This window comes from Rhodococcus sp. (in: high G+C Gram-positive bacteria) (genome assembly GCF_049591685.1).
Classification (GTDB): domain Bacteria; phylum Actinomycetota; class Actinomycetes; order Mycobacteriales; family Mycobacteriaceae; genus Rhodococcoides.
Map to the genome: position 1 here is coordinate 1 of NZ_JBAWFH010000301.1, position 13,545 is coordinate 13,545.

Annotated in this window: 17 protein-coding genes and 1 pseudogene; 13 read left to right on the forward strand and 5 right to left on the reverse strand. The window is 64.8% G+C overall.

The genetic code is table 11. The features are described 5' to 3' along the window. Nucleotides 1–384: pseudogene (locus WBQ44_RS12500) on the forward strand (hypothetical protein); the annotation flags it as partial. Nucleotides 385–478: 94 nt separating this feature from the next. On the opposite strand, the gene WBQ44_RS12505 reads toward WBQ44_RS12500, so the two are convergent. Further along, nucleotides 479–694, reverse strand: a complete 216-nt coding sequence (locus WBQ44_RS12505; protein WP_495567007.1) for a helix-hairpin-helix domain-containing protein — start codon at nt 692–694, stop codon at nt 479–481. 34 nt (nt 695–728) lie between these two features. Here WBQ44_RS12505 and WBQ44_RS12510 point away from each other — a divergent pair, with 34 nt between their 5' ends. Then, nucleotides 729–1,691, forward strand: a complete 963-nt coding sequence (locus tag WBQ44_RS12510; protein WP_495567008.1) for an oxidoreductase — start codon at nt 729–731, stop codon at nt 1,689–1,691. A gap of 32 nt (nt 1,692–1,723) precedes the next feature. Here WBQ44_RS12510 and WBQ44_RS12515 read toward each other — a convergent pair whose 3' ends face one another. Both WBQ44_RS12515 and WBQ44_RS12520 read right to left on the reverse strand, forming a co-directional pair. Next, on the reverse strand, nt 1,724–2,776 hold the full coding sequence (locus tag WBQ44_RS12515; protein WP_495567021.1) for a glycerophosphodiester phosphodiesterase family protein: 1,053 nt from the start codon (nt 2,774–2,776) through the stop codon (nt 1,724–1,726). Between the two features lie 52 nt (nt 2,777–2,828). Then, on the reverse strand, nt 2,829–3,344 hold the full coding sequence (locus WBQ44_RS12520) for a TetR/AcrR family transcriptional regulator (protein ID WP_495567009.1): 516 nt from the start codon (nt 3,342–3,344) through the stop codon (nt 2,829–2,831). 33 nt (nt 3,345–3,377) lie between these two features. Here WBQ44_RS12520 and zapE (WBQ44_RS12525) point away from each other — a divergent pair, with 33 nt between their 5' ends. From zapE (WBQ44_RS12525) to WBQ44_RS12545, 5 genes are all read left to right on the forward strand, one after another. Next, nucleotides 3,378–3,632, forward strand: coding sequence for an AFG1/ZapE family ATPase (zapE, locus tag WBQ44_RS12525; protein ID WP_495567010.1), 255 nt, complete (start codon nt 3,378–3,380; stop codon nt 3,630–3,632). Then, a complete protein-coding gene (zapE, locus tag WBQ44_RS12530; protein ID WP_495567022.1) occupies nt 3,629–4,042 on the forward strand; it encodes an AFG1/ZapE family ATPase in 414 nt (137 codons plus the stop codon). The genes zapE (WBQ44_RS12525) and zapE (WBQ44_RS12530) overlap by 4 nt, the downstream gene beginning before the upstream one ends. Before the next feature lie 273 nt (nt 4,043–4,315). Further along, nucleotides 4,316–5,410 carry an LLM class flavin-dependent oxidoreductase gene (locus tag WBQ44_RS12535; protein ID WP_495567011.1) on the forward strand — a complete coding sequence of 365 codons (1,095 nt, stop codon included), beginning with the start codon at nt 4,316–4,318 and terminating at the stop codon, nt 5,408–5,410. A gap of 55 nt (nt 5,411–5,465) precedes the next feature. Further along, nucleotides 5,466–5,846: a MarR family winged helix-turn-helix transcriptional regulator gene (locus WBQ44_RS12540; protein ID WP_495567023.1), complete on the forward strand. Its 381-nt coding sequence runs from the start codon at nt 5,466–5,468 to the stop codon at nt 5,844–5,846. 1 nt (nt 5,847) lies between these two features. Beyond that, nucleotides 5,848–6,747: a pirin family protein gene (locus WBQ44_RS12545; protein ID WP_495567012.1), complete on the forward strand. Its 900-nt coding sequence runs from the start codon at nt 5,848–5,850 to the stop codon at nt 6,745–6,747. A gap of 3 nt (nt 6,748–6,750) precedes the next feature. Here the strand turns inward: WBQ44_RS12545 and WBQ44_RS12550 are convergent, their stop codons facing one another. Next, entirely contained in the window at nt 6,751–7,428 is a 678-nt protein-coding gene (locus WBQ44_RS12550) for a ribonuclease H family protein (protein WP_495567013.1), read from the reverse strand. 108 nt (nt 7,429–7,536) lie between these two features. Between WBQ44_RS12550 and WBQ44_RS12555 the strand changes: the two genes are divergently transcribed. The 4 genes from WBQ44_RS12555 (at nt 7,537) to WBQ44_RS12570 (ending at nt 11,204) form a co-directional block, all read left to right on the forward strand. Beyond that, a complete protein-coding gene (locus WBQ44_RS12555; RefSeq protein ID WP_495567014.1) occupies nt 7,537–8,559 on the forward strand; it encodes an acrylyl-CoA reductase family protein in 1,023 nt (340 codons plus the stop codon). Nucleotides 8,560–8,598: 39 nt separating this feature from the next. After that, nucleotides 8,599–9,555 (forward strand): DNA-3-methyladenine glycosylase family protein, encoded by a 957-nt coding sequence (locus tag WBQ44_RS12560; RefSeq protein ID WP_495567015.1) that lies wholly within the window; start codon nt 8,599–8,601, stop codon nt 9,553–9,555. 123 nt (nt 9,556–9,678) lie between these two features. Next, nucleotides 9,679–10,191: a VOC family protein gene (locus tag WBQ44_RS12565; RefSeq protein ID WP_495567016.1), complete on the forward strand. Its 513-nt coding sequence runs from the start codon at nt 9,679–9,681 to the stop codon at nt 10,189–10,191. Nucleotides 10,192–10,262: 71 nt separating this feature from the next. Beyond that, nucleotides 10,263–11,204 (forward strand): aldo/keto reductase, encoded by a 942-nt coding sequence (locus WBQ44_RS12570; RefSeq protein ID WP_495567017.1) that lies wholly within the window; start codon nt 10,263–10,265, stop codon nt 11,202–11,204. Nucleotides 11,205–11,213: 9 nt separating this feature from the next. On the opposite strand, the gene WBQ44_RS12575 is transcribed toward WBQ44_RS12570, so the two are convergent. Continuing rightward, nucleotides 11,214–11,636 carry a DUF8021 domain-containing protein gene (locus WBQ44_RS12575; protein ID WP_495567018.1) on the reverse strand — a complete coding sequence of 141 codons (423 nt, stop codon included), beginning with the start codon at nt 11,634–11,636 and terminating at the stop codon, nt 11,214–11,216. 69 nt (nt 11,637–11,705) lie between these two features. Between WBQ44_RS12575 and WBQ44_RS12580 the strand changes: the two genes are divergently transcribed. Together WBQ44_RS12580 and WBQ44_RS12585 are read left to right on the forward strand one after the other, a co-directional pair. Beyond that, on the forward strand, nt 11,706–13,007 hold the full coding sequence (locus tag WBQ44_RS12580; RefSeq protein ID WP_495567019.1) for a multidrug effflux MFS transporter: 1,302 nt from the start codon (nt 11,706–11,708) through the stop codon (nt 13,005–13,007). A gap of 7 nt (nt 13,008–13,014) precedes the next feature. Next, complete coding sequence (locus WBQ44_RS12585) at nt 13,015–13,491, forward strand: DUF309 domain-containing protein (RefSeq protein WP_495567020.1); 477 nt, start codon at nt 13,015–13,017, stop codon at nt 13,489–13,491. Nucleotides 13,492–13,545: the final 54 nt, after the last annotated feature.

The following is a 13,545-nucleotide window of genomic DNA, read 5'->3' on the forward strand; positions in this document are numbered from 1 at the left end:
GGTGCTGCAGAGATGTTAGGTGCTGCAGAGATGTTAGGTGCTGCAAAGAAATCGGGACCTCGAACGGAACCGGTCGGCGACACACCGCAAGACGACAGCCAACCGACCAACGCTGGGCAGCCGCTCAACGACATGCAACCGCCCAGGGACATGCAACCGCCCGACGAACTGTACGAACCCACATGGTGGGAAGCCAACATCGACGACGGAGCTACGGATTGGACCGACCTGTTGAGCGGCGCTCGCGGCGCGCCGACCCTGGGCGATATCGCACGCGTCGAAGATCCGCAGGCAAGGGCCGACGCGGAATACTTGCGCGCAAAATTCCTCGAGCACCGCGCCATCGTCGCGCAAAGGGAAAGGCACCGACCCCCACCGTTTTGATGGGCGGGGGGCGAAGCGACAAGCGCGTCACTCCAGCCGGAGAAACCTGCGCCTGCTGCTGTTCAGGACTGCTGTCACTCAGGGCCGCGACTCTTCACGGTTGCAGGCCCTGACCTCGCGCCACTAACGACGCCTTGATCACGCTGATCGCCTTCGGGCCGACGCCGTGAATGCCGGCCAACTGCGATTCGGACGCCCCGTTCAAGTCGTCGAGCGAACGGTAGCCTGCCGCGAGCAGCGCACCTGCTGCTGGACGCCCGGTGCCCTTGGGGAAGTGGTCGACCGGTTCGCGCGGGACATCTCGTGCCATAGGCAGATCCTAGAGCCGCAGGTACCCTCGTGCCGTGGCCGACAACTCGCAACGACGCGTAATCATCACGGGCGGTAATACAGGGATCGGCTACTTCACAGCACTCGAGTTGGTGAGGCAGGGCGACCACGTGACGCTGGCATGCCGCAACCTCGACAAGGCCGAAGCAGCGGCAAAGAAAATCGAAGCGGCGCTGACGAAGGACGGGGCACCATCCGCGGGTAGAGGCATCGTCGATACTGCTCGCCTCGACCTCGCGGACCTTGGATCTGTTCGCGAGTTCGCCGAGTCCGCCCCAGCGTCGATCGACGTACTCGTCAACAATGCGGGAGTAATGATGCCCGCGAAGCGAACCGAGACGGTGGACGGCTTCGAGCTGCAGTTCGGCACCAACCACCTCGGGCACTTCGCGCTGACCGGCCACCTGCTCCCCAAGCTGCGCGCCAACGACACTGCCACAACCAACGACACTGCCACAACCGACGCAAAATCAGGCGCCACCATTGTCACGGTCTCGTCCGTCGCGCACAAGCAGGCTTCGAAGTTGAACTTCGACGATCTGCAGGCCACGTCGGGCTACAACCCGCAGCGCATGTACGCCAACTCCAAGCTGGCGAACTTACTGTTCGCGTTGGAGCTGCAGCGTCGCCTCGACAAAGCGGGCATCTCGATCACGAGCAATGCGGCTCACCCGGGTATCTCGGAGACCGCGCTGTACACGAGCCCGGACGGCTTGGGCAGTTCGAAGATCGCGTCCTTCGGTGCGGCCATCGGCCTCAAGTTCATTTCTCAGTCGGCGCGTGCGGGTGCACTTCCCACGCTGTACGCGATCGACAACGGTGGTCCCGGCTCGTACACCGGACCGCGGTCGCTGTTCGAATCACGCGGCGCACCGGGGCCTGCCAAGCTTTCAGCGAAGGCGCAGGACACCGAGTTGGCCCGGCAGCTGTGGGAGGCGAGCGAAAAGCTCACCGGCGTTGTGTACGACCTCGGCTGAGGCCCTGACCCCGTTCCTGGAGACCCCGTTCCTCAGGACCCGACTGCAACCGGCGGCGGCAGGGGCATTCCGCGATCGCTCATGACCGTGCGAAGACGATCCGGATAGTCGGTGATGATCCCGTCGACGCCCATGTCCATCAGGGCGTTCATGGTGTCGGGATCGTCCACCGTCCAGGGGATCACCCGGATGCCCGCGGCGTGGGCGTCGTCGACCATTTTCTGGGTTACATACAGCTCGAAGTCCGAGTCGCCGATTTTGCCGCTCTGCGGTGTGCCCTGCACCGGGGACAAGGCCGAGGCACCGAAGGACGCGACGGCAGCGATCGGATCGCCACCGAACTCGTCGATGTCGATTCCGCCCAGCCACGGAGACGCACCGGGTTGGCCGACCTGTAGAAACTCTCCGTTGGTCAAGGCGACGACGGGTACGGACGGTTCGATACCGCGAACCAGTTGCAGTGCGCCCCAGTCGAAACTCTGCACTGTCACGCGGTCGAGGAAGCCCGCATCGCGGATGGTCTCGAGAACCACGGTGACGAACTGTTCCCGCGGTGCCGTTTCGGTGGGACTGCCCGCCTCCACCTTGGTCTCGACGTTCAGTTTCACATCCGGTGCATCGACCGAGGCTACGAGCTCGAGCACCGCGGTCAGCGTCGGCATGGACGCTCCGGGCACGGTCCGCTGTTGCGGGTAGTTCTCGAGCCGAAGCGAACCGCAGTCGAGTGTCTCGATCTGCGCGAGGGAGAGCGTGTTGACGTATTTGCCGACGTAAGGGTATTCCGGGTCATCAACGAAGGCCGGGGTGGTATCGACGCACTTCTTGTCCGACACCTTTCGGTCGTGCGTGACGACGGCGATACCGTCCTCGGTGATCTGCGTGTCGAGTTCGAGCGTGTCCACACCGAGCCCGAGCGCATTGGTGAACGACTCGACAGTGCTCTCGGTGACGAGTCCCAACCCTCCCCGGTGTGCTTGGAGATCGAAAGCGCCGGCTGCAGGTTTCTCGGCGTCGGCCGCCGAGCACGAGGTCACGATGAGCGCCACCGCAATCGAGACGGCAACCGACAGCGGGCGGACGGGCATTGGTCCACGCATGTGCGACAACGTTATGGCGCAGACGTGGCGCAGCGGTGAACTACGACGACACGGCACCCTTCAGGTAGGTGACGATCGACCGCTCGAACGGAAAGTCGGCGCGGGACAGACCTGCGACGACGAGCCCTTCGCACAGTGCGACGTAGCCGTCGGCGACCGCTGGGTCGTCGAACAGGTCTGCAGCTCGCTCGACGGAGAACAAGCACGTGCCGAGGCGGGTTCGCTCGATCTCGTCCATCCCCGGGTCCAGCAGCAACGCATGTCGGGCCCGCAGCTGCGCCTCGCGTTCGCCGAGCAGGTGGCGCAGATATCGAACGGTCGCTTCGGCCGGGTCGTCGGCCGGCCCGCCGGCGATCTGCTCGAACGTCGCGCGAGAGGAGTTCGCGATGCGCTCGACGACAGCGCTCAGCAGGTCTCGCCGAGTTCGGAAGTAGTAGGACGTGGAACCGGAGGGCAGGTTCAGTGCCGTATCGAGACTGCGGTGGGTGAGAGCCCGCAGCCCTGCGTCGGCGATGACGGTGATCGCTGCGTCTGCAATCACAGTTCTTCTGTCCATGGACCGGGACTCTACATCTGTAGAGTGCTCCCTATGAGGCCAGCCGCCGCCCGATCGGCCTTCACGGCAGAGTTCGATTTGGATGCCACGCAGACCGAAGCCGTAGATCTACTGACCCGGCCCGACGAACACGGCGTGTATCTCTGGGGTCCGGTCGGCCGCGGAAAGACCTGGCTGCTCGATAGGTATTTCGGCGGCGTCGCCACCGGCGCGAAGCGGCGCGTGCACTTCCACTGCTCCCCAATCCGCTGTTTCACCACACGTTCGTCCCAGCGATCGGCTTACTGACCGAACATCTTCGCGTCGTACACATCGACGGGCCGGTCGACTACCGGTCCACCGGTCGACCCGGTGCGTCACGCTTTGCCGCAGGCTCGTGGACGCTGGGCGCGAACCTCGGAGCCAGACGGTTCGACGAACTCTGCGACATGCCGAGATCGACGGGCCACTACCTCGCGATGACGGAATCGATCGACGAATTCGCCATCAGCGGCATCCCTGCACTTGCCGACGCCGGGGCGGATGCCGTCCAGCGTTTCTGCAACCTGGTGGACGTGCTGTACGACCGCGATATTCGGACCGCGTTCTACTCGTGCGTAGATCTTCGCAGCGCCGCGCAAGGCTGCGCGGGCCTCGATATCGATCGCATCGTCAGCCGCCTGAGCGATCTGAGGGATTCGCCGGACCCTGGAAATTAAGGGAGACGCCCACAGCTGACGGCGGTCGGGGGCGACAGCAGCGGCGGGCGTCTCATTGAACATTCGCGGCAGCTGCAGGGATGGATGGGTAGTCGCAAAAAGACTTTTCCGGGATTTCTGTAATGGGGTTGCCGCATGGCCTGAATGGCAGCTGACCACTGGCACTTCCCGGTAGCCGACGGCCGGAATACGTCCGGGCGACGAGCGGTTACGACAGAAGTCAATGCAAACGCATGAAAATGCGTTCGGAGTACTCGGCTCAGGGAGCAGACCATGCAATTCGGAATCTTCACCGTCGGCGACGTCACCGTCGATCCCACGACAGGTCGCGCGCCCACGGAGCACGAGCGCATCAAGGCAATGGTCACCATCGCCAAGCACGCCGAAGAGGTGGGCCTCGACGTCTTCGCGACGGGCGAGCACCACAACCCTCCCTTCGTACCGTCCTCGCCCACCACGATGCTCGGCTACATCGCCGCCCAGACCGAGAAGTTGATCCTCTCGACGTCGACGACCCTCATCACCACCAACGACCCGGTGAAGATCGCCGAGGACTACGCGATGCTTCAGCATCTCGCGGACGGCCGCGTCGACCTCATCATGGGCCGCGGAAACACCGCGCCGGTCTACCCGTGGTTCGGCCAGGACATCCGTCAGGGCATCCCGCTGGCACTCGAGAACTATCAGCTGCTGCGACGTCTGTGGACCGAAGAAGTCGTCACGTGGAAGGGCAACTTCCGGACGCCACTCGACAGCTTCACCTCGACGCCGCGTCCACTCGACGACATCCCGCCGTTCGTCTGGCACGGGTCAATTCGCAGTCCCGAGATCGCAGAAATCGCCGCGTATCACGGTGACGGGTTCTTCGCGAACAACATCTTCTGGCCGAAAGAGCACTACATTCAGCTCATCGACCTCTACCGGCAGCGTTACGAGCATTACGGACACGGCCGCGCGGACCAGGCCATCGTCGGCCTCGGCGGCCAGGTGTTCATGCGCAAGAACAGCCAGGACGCCGTCGACGAGTTCCGTCCCTACTTCGACAACGCGCCCGTCTACGGCCACGGTCCGACGATGGAGGAGTTCACCGAGCAGACCCCGCTCACCGTCGGCTCGCCCCAGCAGGTCATCGAGAAGACGCTCGCGTTCGCAGACTTCTTCGGCGACTACCAGCGCCAGCTCTTCTTGATGGACCACGCCGGTCTGCCACTGAATACGGTGCTCGAGCAGCTCGATCTGCTCGGCGAGGAGGTCGTACCCGTGTTGCGCAAGGAGTTCGCTGCTCGGCGACCCGTGGGCGTGCCCGAGAACCCGCCCACCCACGCAACGTTGCTCGCCAGTAAGAAGGATGTCGGTGTCACCGTCTAGTACCGAGCTCGCAGTCGACGCCTGGGAGGCCCTGTTTCGCACCCAGGTGTCACTGATGCGGCGGTTCACCAGCGACGACATCTGGGGTCCGATCAGTCTCCGCGAATACGACGTGCTGTTCACCCTCAGCAAGTGTCCGACGCTCGAGCTGCGCCTGCACGATCTGAACGACGAAATCTTGCTCAGCCAGCCGTCTCTCAGCAGGCTGTGTGAGCGCCTGGAGAAGCTCGGTTACGTAGCCCGCGAGGCAGATCCGCTCGACAGACGGGGCACTGTCGTCGGGCTCACCGACGGCGGTCTCGCGATCCAACGCGAGATTGGGCGTCGGCACGCGGCAAAGATTCGGCGCTATGTGGGCGGCGCATTGAACGACGACGAACTCGACACCCTCCGCTCTCTGTGCACGAAACTGCGTTCGGCCCAGGAAGGAATTTGACATGGCGGTCGACATTCTGGAGCCGCGCGACGTCCCGCTCGGTGGCCCGCGTGCAATGACCGTGCGACGAACGTTGCCGCAGAAAGGGCGAACTCTGATCGGTGCGTGGTGTTTTGCCGATCATTTCGGCCCCGACGACATCGGCAACAGTGGGGGGATGGATGTGCCGCCGCATCCTCACACCGGGTTGCAGACGGTGAGTTGGTTGTTCTCCGGCGAGATCGAGCACCGCGACAGCATCGGATCCCACGCCATGGTCCGGCCCGGCGAACTGAATCTGATGACGGCGGGGAGGGGAATAGCGCACTCGGAGGTATCGACGGCCACCACGCGCATCTTGCACGGGATGCAGCTGTGGGTGGCACTGCCCGGGCGGGCACGCTTTACCGCACCGGACTTCGAGCACTACGCGCCCCAACGGGTCTTGCTCGACGGCGCCGTCGCCCGCGTGTTCTTGGGCACCCTCGCGGGGGACACGTCGCCGGTCACCACGTTCACCCCGCTGCTCGGCGCAGAAATCGTGGTCGAACCAGGCCGATCGATCCGGCCACGCGTCGACGAGACGTTCGAGCACGGCGTCATTGTCGACGAGGGCTCGGTAAACCTGGAAGGCACCCGCATCGAGCGAGCCGAACTGGGGTACCTCGCACCCGGACAGACCCACCTGACACTGCACAACACCGGCAGCGAACCCGCACGACTACTGATGCTCGGCGGCCCGCCCTTCGGCGAACAAGTGGTGATGTGGTGGAACTTTCTGGGCCGCAACCACGACGACATCGAAGCAGCCCGCGCCGCATGGCAAGCCGAGAGCGAACAATTCGGCACAGTCGACGGCTACGACGGCAAACGACTGCCCGCGCCTGCCCTACCCGGACTTCGCTTGAAGCCACGAGGCTGAGACTCAGAACAGGGTTGGGACCTCGTCGAGGTACCCGGCAGCAGCACCGGAGGACGCAGAACTACTCGCCATCGCTTTCGGCGCGGCATCCGGGGGGACAGCCTTCGGGGCGGCAGTGCTCGAGGCGGCAGTGCTCGAGGACCCAGCGCTCGCGGACCCGGCGCTCGAGGACCCAGCGCCCGAGGAACCAGCGCTCGCGTCGCTGTCGAAGGCAGAGCCACTGGAGGTGACGGCGCCAGGAGCGAGGGCACCGGACGCGACTGCACGGGCGGCTTCGCCGGCCAGCACGTCGGCCATTTCGTTGAAGTGATTACCCACGTGGCCGCGCACCCAGCGGAATCGGACCGGGCCCGTGCGGTCGGTGATGGCCCGGTCGATCGCGCGGACCAATTCGAGGTTGCGCACCGGCGAGCCGCCCGCTGTTTTCCAGCCCTTGCGCTTCCAGCCCGGCAGCCACTCGGACGCGCACTTGATGGCGTACTGCGAGTCGGATTCGATGAGGAGCGGTTCGTCCCCGGGATGCGCGAGCACTGCTTCGAGGAGTGCGCGCAATTCGGCAATCTGGTTGGTGCCCGATGCTTCGCCGCCGGACATGCTGGGACCGGTGTGATCGACCCAGGCCCAGCCGATGGCACCACCGGGATTGCGCAGACAAGAGCCGTCAGTACTCACGATGATCACGGGAGCTGACCCTACTTCGGCACACCGACAAACAACAGACGCCGCGCCTGCATGGGTACTGTGAGAAACCACCGTGGACAACCAACGCAGTGCGAAAAGGACATACACGTGACCCAGACTGTGCCGTCGTCGTTCTCAGCTCTCATCGCCCGCGAGTCCGATGGGATAACGCTGACGCGAGAGACCGTCGACTCCTCGTTCCTGCCCGCCGTCGACGGTCCGTCGGTGACCATTGCCGTGGAGTACTCGTCGGTCAATTACAAGGACGCGCTGGCCGTCACTCCGAAGGGCGGGGTGGTGCGGGAGTATCCGATCGTCCCCGGCATCGATATCGCCGGAACGGTCGTCGAGTCGTCCGAGAGCTCTATCGGACCAGGGCAGCGTGTCGTCGCGCACGGCTACGACATCGGTACCGCCCAACACGGCGGCTACGCCGAATACGCGCGAGTCCCGGCGGCATGGGTTGTCCCGTTGTCGACGCTGTCGACCCGCGAGGCGGCAGCCATCGGCACAGCCGGGTTCACGGCAGCCATGAGTGTCGAGGCCCTGCTCGCGGCGGGTATCACCCCGTCCGACGGACCCGTTCTCGTCACCGGCGCCAGCGGCGGAGTGGGCAGCGTCAGCGTCGACCTCCTGTCCGCCGCCGGGTTCGAGGTGCACGCATCGAGCGGAAAGAGCAACGCCGCAAGCCTCTTGACGAATCTGGGAGCCGCTGCCGTGATCGGCCGGCTGCCCGAGGACCCGGACGCGAAGCCTCGCCCGCTCGGCCGAAGCGAGTGGGCAGCCGCGGTCGATTGTGTCGGGGGCAAGACCTTGGCCCACGTGCTCTCCACCCTCCGGTACGGCGGCGCCGTCGCGGCCAGCGGCCTCACCGGTGGGGCGCAGCTACCGACGACGGTGTTGCCGTTCATCCTGCGTGGCGTCTCGCTGCTCGGCATCGACTCGGTGCAACTACCGATCGACGCTCGTCGGGCAACGTGGAAGCAGCTCGAATCCACACTGCGACCGAGCCGGCTCGACGCATTGACCACGGAAGTCGCAGTCGACGAGGTGCAGTCCACCCTCGACGACATCGGGCAGGGAAAGGTCATCGGTCGTACTGTCGTCGCTGTCGCGGGCGGCTTCCGCTGATAACGCGAATGCGACGACCCGGATAAAGTAGGGCACCTGATGCTTTCTTCCGTTCCCGTCACCGCATCCGACAAGGGCAAGCCCGAGTCGGTTTCCACCGTGTTCGAGTCGGATCGCCCGCTGGATCTCGCGATGACCGTGTCCGGGCTTCGCCGGGGCAAGAGCGATCCCACCTTCGAGCGCGATGTGACGGGCAGCGTGTGGCGGTGCTCTCGGATGAAATCCGGTCCGGTCACCTATCGCCTGACGCAGGTGTCTCGGCATTCGGTGCGGTGCGTCGCCTGGGGCAGTGGCGCCGCTGAATTTTCTGCGACGCTGCCTGCCTTCCTTGGCAGCGACGACGACGCGTCGGACTTCGATCCCGAGCACGCCACGTTGAAGGAAGCGCACCGGCAGTTCCCGCATCTGCGGATCGGACGGACGGGTCTGGTCATGGAGGCGCTGGTTCCGGCCGTTCTCGAGCAGCGAGTCCACGGGGTGTCGGCCTTTTCGTCTTGGCGCATGCTTGTCGCGAAGTTCGGAGAGCGCGCACCGGGACCGACCCCTCGGCCGATGTTCGTTCCCCCGACACCGGACGTATGGCGACGGATTCCGTCGTGGGAATATCACCGGGCCAACGTCGACCCCGCTCGGTCCAAGACCATCGTGCGGTGCGCCCAGGTTGCGGGCCGGCTCGAAGAGGCGGTGACGATGTCACCCGCCGCCGCGGCGAAGCGGTTACGGGCCGTTCCCGGCGTGGGGGTGTGGACGGCGGCCGAGGTGGCGCAACGCGCATTCGGCGACGCCGACGCCCTGTCGGTGGGCGACTACCACCTTGCCGCCGTGGTCGGGTGGTCACTGCTCGGACGGCCACTGGACGATGACGGCATGATCGAGTACCTGAAACCGCTTGCACCGCATCGCTTTCGGGCGGTTCGGCTACTTCAGGTGGCAGGTAAGGCAATCAAGCCCAAGTTCGGCCCGCGCACCCCGCTCGTCGACCATTCCTGGCACTGATCTCACAGCGCTTCGCGTCCGGTCGATCGCCGTGTACCATCCAAGTTGAAGGTTCAACCCCGAAGCTTCAGCTCGAAGCAGCCGGGTTCGACCCCACGCCGCTCCGAGAGGTACCGAAATAACATGGCAATTCAGCGTCTCAATCACGCCGTGCTCTATGTCCGCAATGTCGAGAAGTCGGTAGCGTTCTACACCGACGTCCTGGGCTTCGCGACGGTCATGCAGATGGGCATGTCCGCGGCCTTCCTTCAGGCACCCGCCAGCACCAACGATCACGACCTCGGCCTGTTTCAGCTCGGCGAGAGTGCCGAACCGAGTGACGCCGGGCGCCGAACCGTCGGCCTCTACCACCTCGCGTGGGAAGTTCAAACTCTCGGCGACCTCGCCGAACTGGCTCAAAAGCTCTCCGCTGCAGGCGCACTCGTCGGCGCATCCGATCACGGTTCCACCAAGAGCCTGTACGGTAAGGATCCCGACGCGCTCGAATTCGAGATCGTCTGGCTCGTCCCGCTGCACCTGCTGGACGAAGCCACGACCGAGGCGAGCAAGCGCATCCGGCCCCTCGACCTGCAGGCCGAAATCGATCGGTATGGCATCGACACCCCCAGCGGCGTCGGCGTCTCCAGCCCCGCCTGAGGAACAATTTCCTCGACCCGCGTCGTTGCACCGGCAAAGAAGTTCCGCGCAACTCGACGAAGGGTCATCTGTTGGTCGCCATCGGACATTCGAACCTCGACATCTACCCGCTCGCACTCGGCGGAAATACTTTCGGCTGGACGAGCGACGAGAATTCGTCCTTCGAGATACTCGACGCCTTCACCGCAGGCGGCGGTAATTTCATCGACACCGCCGATTCGTATTCGGCGTTCGCCGAAGGCAATTCGGGCGGCGAGTCCGAGACGATCATCGGCAATTGGACAGCCGCTCGGGGCAACCGCGACGACGTCGTCATCGCAACCAAGGTCAGTCGGCACCCCGAGTTTCGCGGGCTGGGTCCGCAGAACGTCCGCGCCGCGGCCGAGGCGTCGTTGAAGCGCCTGCAAACCGACCACATCGACGTCTACTACGCGCACTACGACGACGAGAGCACGCCCCTCGTCGAGTCGCTCGCCGCTTTCGACGAGCTCGTCAAGGACGGCAAGGTGCGCTATGTCGCCGTCTCCAACTACTCGTCGGACCGAATCCGCGAATGGTTGTCCGTTGCAGCCGAGAACGATTTCGCCGCGCCGATCGCTCTCCAGCCGCACTACAACCTCGTCACCCGGAAGACCTACGAAGCCGAGCTTGCACCGCTCGCCACCGATAACAACCTCGGAGTCTTCCCGTACTTCGCGCTCGCAGCCGGTTTCTTAACGGGCAAGTACCGCACCCGTGAGGATCTCAGCGGAGCACCTCGGGAGAAGCTCGCGTCGGGCTACTTCACCGATCAGGGTTTGGCCGTAGTCGATGCGCTCGACGACATCGCCCGCGCCCACGACGCAGAGATGTCCACCGTGGCGCTGGCCTGGCTGCTCGCACAGCCGTCGGTGACGGCGCCGATTGCCAGCGCAAGCCGCATCTCACAACTCTCGGCCCTCCTCGCCGCCCCGGCGCTCGCGCTGTCGACCGAGGAACTGCAGACTCTCGACGCAGTCAGCACCGCGCTGTAGCGCCCAGTGTCAGCGCTGCCGGGCGAGCCGTAGTTTCGCGCGGATGAAGTGGATGGTGCCGTCTGGGATCAGGAAGCTCTCCTCGACCGCGACGGTGAGCCACCGCTTCTTACGTAATCCTGCGTCGATTTCGAACCTGGCGTGGACGGTGTCGCCTGCTTCGCTCAGCTCGATGTCGCGGATAGCGAGAATGGCTCGGTAGTAGAACGCAGTGTTCAATGCTTTGCGCAATCTCGGGCCGGAGAAGCCGGTGGTGATGCCGTTTTCGACGCGGCGACAGCCGGGCGCGAAGGCCACTGCTTCTCCGTCGTGGGAGAGCAGAGCGTCGATGTACTGCCGTGCGACGTGCTGCCGTGCGACGTACTGCCGCGCGACGTGCTGCCGTGCGCTCGCCGAACCGGTGAGACCCCGATCTGCGCTGCTCCGGTCCATGAACCCGGACTCTAACTCGAATGCGTCACAGCCGGGAACAGATCGGGTCATGATGTTGCTGAGTTGTGGGTGTCACACGCCACCGAAGAGAGTTTCGCGCCCCTGCCCGACAACACGCAACCCGCAGGCACAGCACCGACAGCCGGTGAACGACTGAGGGTCATTCTGGTGCTGGGTGCGCTCATCGCACTCGGCCCGTTGACCATCGACATGTACCTGCCGGCTCTGCCTGCCATCGTCGACGATTTGAATACGACGTCGGCCGCAGTGCAGCTCACGCTCACCGGCACTCTGATCGGTCTGGCGTTCGGTCAGCTGATCATCGGTCCACTGTCCGACATCGTCGGTCGACGATTGCCCCTCATCGTCGGAACCGGTGTCCACATCGTGGCGTCGCTGCTGTGCGTCGTGGCACCGAACGTCGCCGTTCTGGGCCTGTTCCGCGGTCTGCAGGGCCTTGGTGCCGCAGCGGCAGCGGTGGTTGCGATGGCCGTGGTGCGCGACCTCTTCAGTGGCCGCGCCGCCGCAACCGTTCTGTCTCGCCTGATGCTGGTCATGGGCGTCGCTCCCGTTCTCGCCCCTTCCCTCGGCGGCGGCATCCTTCTCGTCGGAACGTGGCGCTGGGTGTTCGGTGTGCTCGCACTGATCGGCGTCGCACTGCTGATCCTCGCAATCTTCTCGCTCCGCGAGAGTCTGCCGCCCGAGCGTCGCCGCAGCCGCGGCATCATGCCCGTCGTGCGTACCTACGGCGGACTCCTGCGTGATGGACAGTTCCTCGTACTCGTCCTCGTAGCAGCTTTGGCAATGTCTGCGATGTTTGCCTACATCGCCGGGTCGTCGTTCGTTCTCCAGGAGGAGTTCGGCCTCAACGAGCAGCAGTTTGCCATCGTGTTCGCGCTGGGTGCGATCGCCCTCATCGGAGCTTCGCAACTCAATGTGCTTCTGCTCGGTCGTTTCACCCCCGTCCGCATCGTCATCGCCGCGCTGGCCGCCGGTGTCGTGTCGGCCGTGGTGATGGTGGTTCTCGCGGTGAGCGACATCGGCGGCATGTTCGGGTTCCTGGTTCCGCTGTGGTTCGTTCTCGGCGCCGTCGGTTTCGTGATGCCGAATGCACCGGCGCTCGCACTCTCGCGCCACGGTGAGGCCGCTGGCACCGCAGCTGCACTGCTCGGAGCCGCTCAGTTCGGTTCCGGCGCTCTCATCGCACCTCTGGTCGGCGTTCTCGGCAACGACGCCGTGGCAGTATCGGTCACGATGGTGGGCGTATCGACAATCGCTCTGATTGCCTTGATCGCTGTGACGTTGCGGTCCCCTGCGACATCGGGCACGAACACGACGCAGGAAGCTGCACGAACGACTTCGAAGGTGTGAGAGCTACGTGCCGGAGCGCGAACGAGACGAGACCGGTAAGCCGCTGAACGGCCGCCCCCGCGACGGTTTGGGTAGACCGTTGCCGAGGGGCGCCACCGGCGTCGAACGCATTCCCGACGACCTCCGGCTTCCGCCCGACGACGCTCTGGTGCGGGCGCAGGAGTTGCTCGACGCCGGTATGCCGTTCCACGCGCACGAAATTCTCGAAGGCACCTGGAAGGATTCACCGGAAGCCGAGCGGATGCTGTGGCAGGGTCTGGCTCAACTCGCCGTCGGACTTACGCATCTGCTGCGCGGCAACCGCGTCGGCGCACAGTCCCTCCTCGGTCAGGGGCACGACCGAATCCGCGGATACGAGTTCGACCCTCCCCACGGTATCGACGTCGCCGGCTTGCTGACCTGGTCCGAAGCTCTGCTCGACCGTCTGGACGACCAAGAACTACCGCCGCCGACCGACGTTCCTCGCCTACGAGTGGCCCGATAGCCCTCGCGCTAAGGACCGAAGATCGCTACAGTGACCGACAGGTTAGGTAAGGCT